Here is a 5,260-nt window from a genome sequence, read left to right on the forward strand (position 1 = left end):
GATGTTATATTGTAACTATAACTTTCAAATCTTTTCGCCGTTTTTCCAAGGAATGTCCGATGTCTCTCCCCTTCCTCTGGCGCTTGACTCCACTGGCCGCCGCTCTGTTGATCTGCACCGAAACCCATGCTCTGGAACTGCCGACCCAAGTGGTCACCGGCAATCCGCTGGGCAGTGAACAACTGGCCTCGCCCACCACCGTGCTGGAGGGCGATGAACTGACCTTGCAGCAAAAAGGCAGCCTCGGTGAAACCCTGAACAAACAGCCGGGGGTGTCCTCGTCCTACTTCGGCCCAGGCGCCAGCCGACCGATTATTCGCGGCCAGGACGGCGACCGCATTCGCCTGCTGCGCAATGGCGTGGGCGCGCTGGATGCGTCGTCGCTGTCTTACGACCATGCGGTGCCGCTGGACCCAGTCAATGTGGAGCGCATCGAGATCGTGCGGGGCCCCGCCGCGCTGTTGTATGGCGGCAGCGCCATCGGTGGCGTGGTCAATACCTTCGATAACCGCATCCCCACCGAAGCTATCGAAGGCATCCACGGTGCCGGCGAGCTGCGCTACGGCGGCGCGGACACCACCCGCAGCAGCGCCGGCAAACTGGAGGCCGGCAACGGCATGTTCGCGCTGCATCTGGACGCCAGCGCGCGGTCGTTCAATGACCTGAAAATCCCCGGTAGCGCACGCAGCCGCCACGCTCCGGACAGCGACGACGGCCCCGGCAAAAACGGGCGCCTGGGTAACAGCGACGGGCGTCAGGACGGCGGCGCGGTGGGCGGCTCCTACACCTGGGACGACGGTTACGCCGGGCTGTCCTACAGCAACTACGACAGCAACTACGGCTCGCCCGCTGAACAGGACGTGCGTATTCGCATGCAGCAGGATCACTACGCGTTCGCGTCGGAGATCCGCAACCTCCAGGGGCCGTTTACCTCAGTGAAACTCGACGCGGGCTACACCGATTACGAACACCGCGAAATCGAAGGCGGCGAAACCGGCACAGTGTTCAAGAACAAAGGTTACGAAGCACGGGTGGAAGCGCGACATCAGCCGATCGGCCCCCTGGACGGCGTGGTCGGTGCCCAGGTGACGCGCAACGAGTTCTCGGCCCTGGGTGAAGAAGCCTTCGTGCCGCAGACCGACACCACCGCCGGCGCACTGTTTATCCTCGAAGAACTGCAAGCCACCGAACGCCTCAAGCTCAGCCTTGGCGGGCGCCTGGAGCACACCCAAGTCGACCCGGACGCCAAGGGCAACGCGCATTTCGCCGCGGCTGACCAAAGCAATAACTTCACCGCCGGCAGCCTCTCGTCGGGCGCGGTGTATACGCTGACGCCGATCTGGTCCCTGGCCGCAACCCTGGGCTACACCGAGCGGGCACCGACCTTTTATGAGCTGTACGCCAACGGCGCCCACGTCGCTACCGGCACATTCGAGTTGGGCGACGCCAATCTGAACAAAGAAAAAGCCGTATCCAGCGACCTGGCGCTGCGTTTCGACAATGACACCCACAAGGGCAGCTTCGGTGTGTTCTACAGCCACTTCTCCAATTACATCGGTTTGTTGGGCACCGGTCGTACGCTGAACGACGAAGGTGAAGAAGACCCGGCCGGCATCCCTGAGTACGAATATTCCGGTGTGCGTGCGCGATTCGCCGGCTTCGAAGCCCAGGACCACTGGAAACTTGGAGAAGGCGCCTACGGGAAATTTGCGCTGGAACTGTCAGGCGATTACACCCGCGCCACCAACCTGGATACCGGCGGAGCCTTGCCGCGCATTGCGCCATTGCGCTTGAACAGCGGCCTGCTGTGGGAACTGGACCGCTGGCAGGCGCGCATCGACGTGGAGCATGCCGCCGGCCAGGGCCGCGTACCGGATAACGAAAGCGGCACCGACGGCTACACCACCCTGGGCGCCAGTGCCGGCTACCGCTTCAACGTCGGCGGCAGCCAATGGCTGGCCTTTGTGAACGGTGAAAACCTCACCAACCAGACCGTGCGCTACGCCAGCTCGATCCTGCGCGACATCGCCCCGGCACCGGGACGCAGCGTGCAGGTGGGCATTCGTACGACCTTTTAAAAAGCCGAGGTTCTTGTGGTGAAGGCGCCGCCCCGCGCGGGGCAAGCCCGCTCACCACAAAAGAGCCGCTTCTTTTCAGCAAAGAAAATATAGATACCCGCGCTGTGGGAGGGGGCTTGCCCCCGATGGCCATCGGCATTTACATAGATCTCACAGGCTGACCCACAACGGTGTGGTGAGCGGGCTTGCCCCGCGCGGGGCAGTTCGCTCGCCATTCAATTCAAGGCTGAAACCGCCATGCATGCAGCGACGTTCTGTCACTGTTACCAAATCGGAAATGATGCATCTTGCGATTTGCGCTTTCTCTCGGCGCGTCATCTCTTTATCCTTGCCGCAACAAACTGAAACGTTTCACGCCTGCGGTCGATCCCATCTTGCCGAATATCTCCCATACCCAAGACAGCGCTGTCTTATCTCGACCTGCGCCTGGGGTTCAATCGCCCGCCGGTGGATAACCCGCGCCATCCCCCACAAAAACCGAAATAACGCTGAACCAAGCCCGCGCCGAATCGTCATCTACAGTGAGTGAAGCACGGGGTTACACAATTATTCCAACGTCACGGAGAAACACACTATGAGCACTGATGGTGCTTCGAGCCCAAGCCGCCTGCTGCCCAGGCTGCTCGGCGTCTTGCTGCTGATCATGGGCCTGGCCCTGCTGGCCGGCGGTATCAAGCTGACCACGCTCGGCGGGTCGCTGTACTACCTGCTGGCCGGTATCGGTATCACCCTCACCGGCATTCTGCTGCTGGCTACCCGCCGCGCGGCACTGGGCCTATACGCACTGGTGCTGTTCGCCAGCACCGTGTGGGCACTGTGGGAAGTCGGCCTGGATTGGTGGCAACTGGTGCCGCGTCTGGCGCTGCTGTTCGCCCTGGGCATCGTCATGTTGCTGCCGTGGGTTCGTCGCCCGTTGCTGCGTGGTCAACCTGCGCCACTGGGCACCGGCGCGCTGAGCGTGGCCGTGGTGCTGGCCGGTGCGACCGCCCTGGCCAGCCAATTCACCAACCCCGGTGAAATGGTCAAGACCGGCGAGCTGGACCGTGACGCTGTACCGGGCATGGCCAGCGTTGCACCGGCCCAGGCCGATGGCGACTGGAATTCCTACGGCCGTTCGGCCTTTGGTGATCGCTATTCGCCGCTGGCGCAGATCACCCCGGAGAACGCGCACAAACTGGTGCCGGCGTGGACCTATCGCACCGGCGACATCCCTGGCCCTAACGATCCGGGCGAGACCACGGCGGAAAACACCCCGCTGAAAGTCAACGGCATGCTCTACGTGTGCACGCCGCACAGCCAGGTCATCGCTCTGGACCCAGACACCGGCAAGGAAATCTGGCGCTTCGATCCGAAGATCAGCAGCCAGGGTGCCGAGAACTTCAAGGGCTGGGCGCACATGACGTGCCGTGGCGTGTCGTATCACGACGACGCCGTCTACGCCTCCGAGCAGAGCCCAACCGGCAGCGCCAGCCCGGCCGCCGCGCCGAATGCCTGCCCGAAACGCATCTTCGTGCCGACCGCCGACACCCGCCTGATCGCCCTGAACGCCGACACCGGCAAGATGTGCGAAGACTTCGGCGATAAAGGCCAAGTCGACCTGCGCGCCAATATCGGTAGCTTCGCCCCAGGCGGTTACTACTCCACCTCGCCACCGGCCGTGACCAAAAACCTGGTGGTGATCGGTGGTCATGTGACCGACAACGTTTCCGTCGACGAGCCAAGCGGTGTGATCCGTGCGTTCGACGTGCACACCGGCAAGCTGGTGTGGAACTGGGACAGCGGCAACCCGGACGACACCACCCCGTTGGCCGAGGGCAAGACCTACACCCGTAACTCGCCGAACATGTGGTCCATGTTCGCCGTGGATGAAAAACTCGGCATGCTCTACCTGCCGATGGGCAACCAGATGCCCGACCAGTACGGCGGCGACCGTACCGATGAATCCGAGAAGTACGCTGCGGGCCTGACCGCCCTGGACATCGACACCGGCCATGTGAAGTGGACCTTCCAGTTCACTCACCATGACCTGTGGGACATGGACGTTGGCGGCCAGCCTTCGCTGATCGACATCAAGACCGAAGCCGGCGTGAAGCAGGCGGTGATGGCGTCGACCAAACAGGGCAGCATCTACGTGCTGGACCGTACAACCGGCCAGCCGGTGGTGCCGATCCACGAAGTGGCCGTGCCTCAGGGCGCAGTCGCGGGCGACCGTACCTCCCCTACTCAGCCGAAGTCCGAACTGAACTTCATGCCACCACCGCTCAAAGAGCGTGACATGTGGGGTGTGACGCCGTTCGACCAAATGCTGTGCCGTATCGATTTCAAATCCATGCGCTATGACGGTCCGTTCACCCCGCCGTCGCTGCAGGGTTCGATCGTGTACCCAGGCAACTTTGGTGTGTTCGACTGGGGTGGCATTTCCGTCGACCCAGTACGTCAGATCGCCTTCGTGAACCCGAGCTACATGGCGTTCAAATCCAAACTGATCCCGGCCGCCGACATCGCCAAGCAAGGCCCGCGTGTCAGCGAAACCGAAGGCGTGCAGCCGAACAAAGGCGCACCGTACGGTGTGATCCTTGAAGCCTTGCTGTCGCCGATGGGCTTGCCCTGCCAGGCGCCGGCGTGGGGTTATGTGGCGGCGGTCGACCTGACCACCCACAAGACCATCTGGATGCACAAAAACGGCACCGTGCGTGACAGCTCGCCGGTTCCAGTGCCACTGACCATGGGCGTACCGAGCCTGGGCGGCACCTTCACCACGGCCGGTGGTGTGGCGTTCCTCAGCGGCACCCTCGACCAATACCTGCGTGCCTATGACGTAAAAAATGGCAAGCAACTGTGGGAAGGCCGCCTGCCAGCCGGTGCCCAGACCACCCCGATGACCTACACCGGCAAGGACGGCAAGCAATACGTGCTGGTCATGGCCGGCGGTCACGGCTCCCTGGGCACCAAGCAGGGTGACTATGTGATGGCGTTCAAACTGCCGGAATAAGCGTTACCGGCGGCAAGACAAAGGCGGCTTCCCTTACGGGTAGCCGCCTTTTTTATGGGTTCAATACGGCTGCTGGTCAGCCAATAAAAAGTTCTCACTGCCCCGCCGCCATAGGGGCACAGATATCTACAAGCCTTCGAAAACATGCGGTTCTTGTGGTGAGCAGACCGGCTGTGGTGAGCGGGCTTGC

General features: G+C 62.4%; 2 protein-coding genes. Both read left to right on the forward strand.

Annotated features, from left to right (window positions below):
* Positions 1-59: 59 nt before the first annotated feature.
* On the forward strand, positions 60-2,078 hold the full coding sequence (locus YA0848_RS29940) for a TonB-dependent receptor (protein WP_169902730.1): 2,019 nt from the start codon (positions 60-62) through the stop codon (positions 2,076-2,078).
* A gap of 574 nt (positions 2,079-2,652) precedes the next feature.
* Positions 2,653-5,070, forward strand: coding sequence for a glucose/quinate/shikimate family membrane-bound PQQ-dependent dehydrogenase (locus YA0848_RS29945; RefSeq protein ID WP_034096080.1), 2,418 nt, complete (start codon positions 2,653-2,655; stop codon positions 5,068-5,070).
* Positions 5,071-5,260: the final 190 nt, after the last annotated feature.

Source organism: Pseudomonas sp. S4_EA_1b (assembly GCF_016307435.1).
Classification (GTDB): domain Bacteria; phylum Pseudomonadota; class Gammaproteobacteria; order Pseudomonadales; family Pseudomonadaceae; genus Aquipseudomonas; species Aquipseudomonas rhodesiae.

Excerpts from the sequence above, each read along its gene's own strand:
- YA0848_RS29940 (WP_169902730.1), top strand. The coding sequence starts at position 60 with ATGTCTCTCCCCTTCCTCTGGCGCTTGACTCCACTGGCCGCCGCTCTG.
- YA0848_RS29945 (WP_034096080.1), top strand. The coding sequence starts at position 2,653 with ATGAGCACTGATGGTGCTTCGAGCCCAAGCCGCCTGCTGCCCAGGCTG.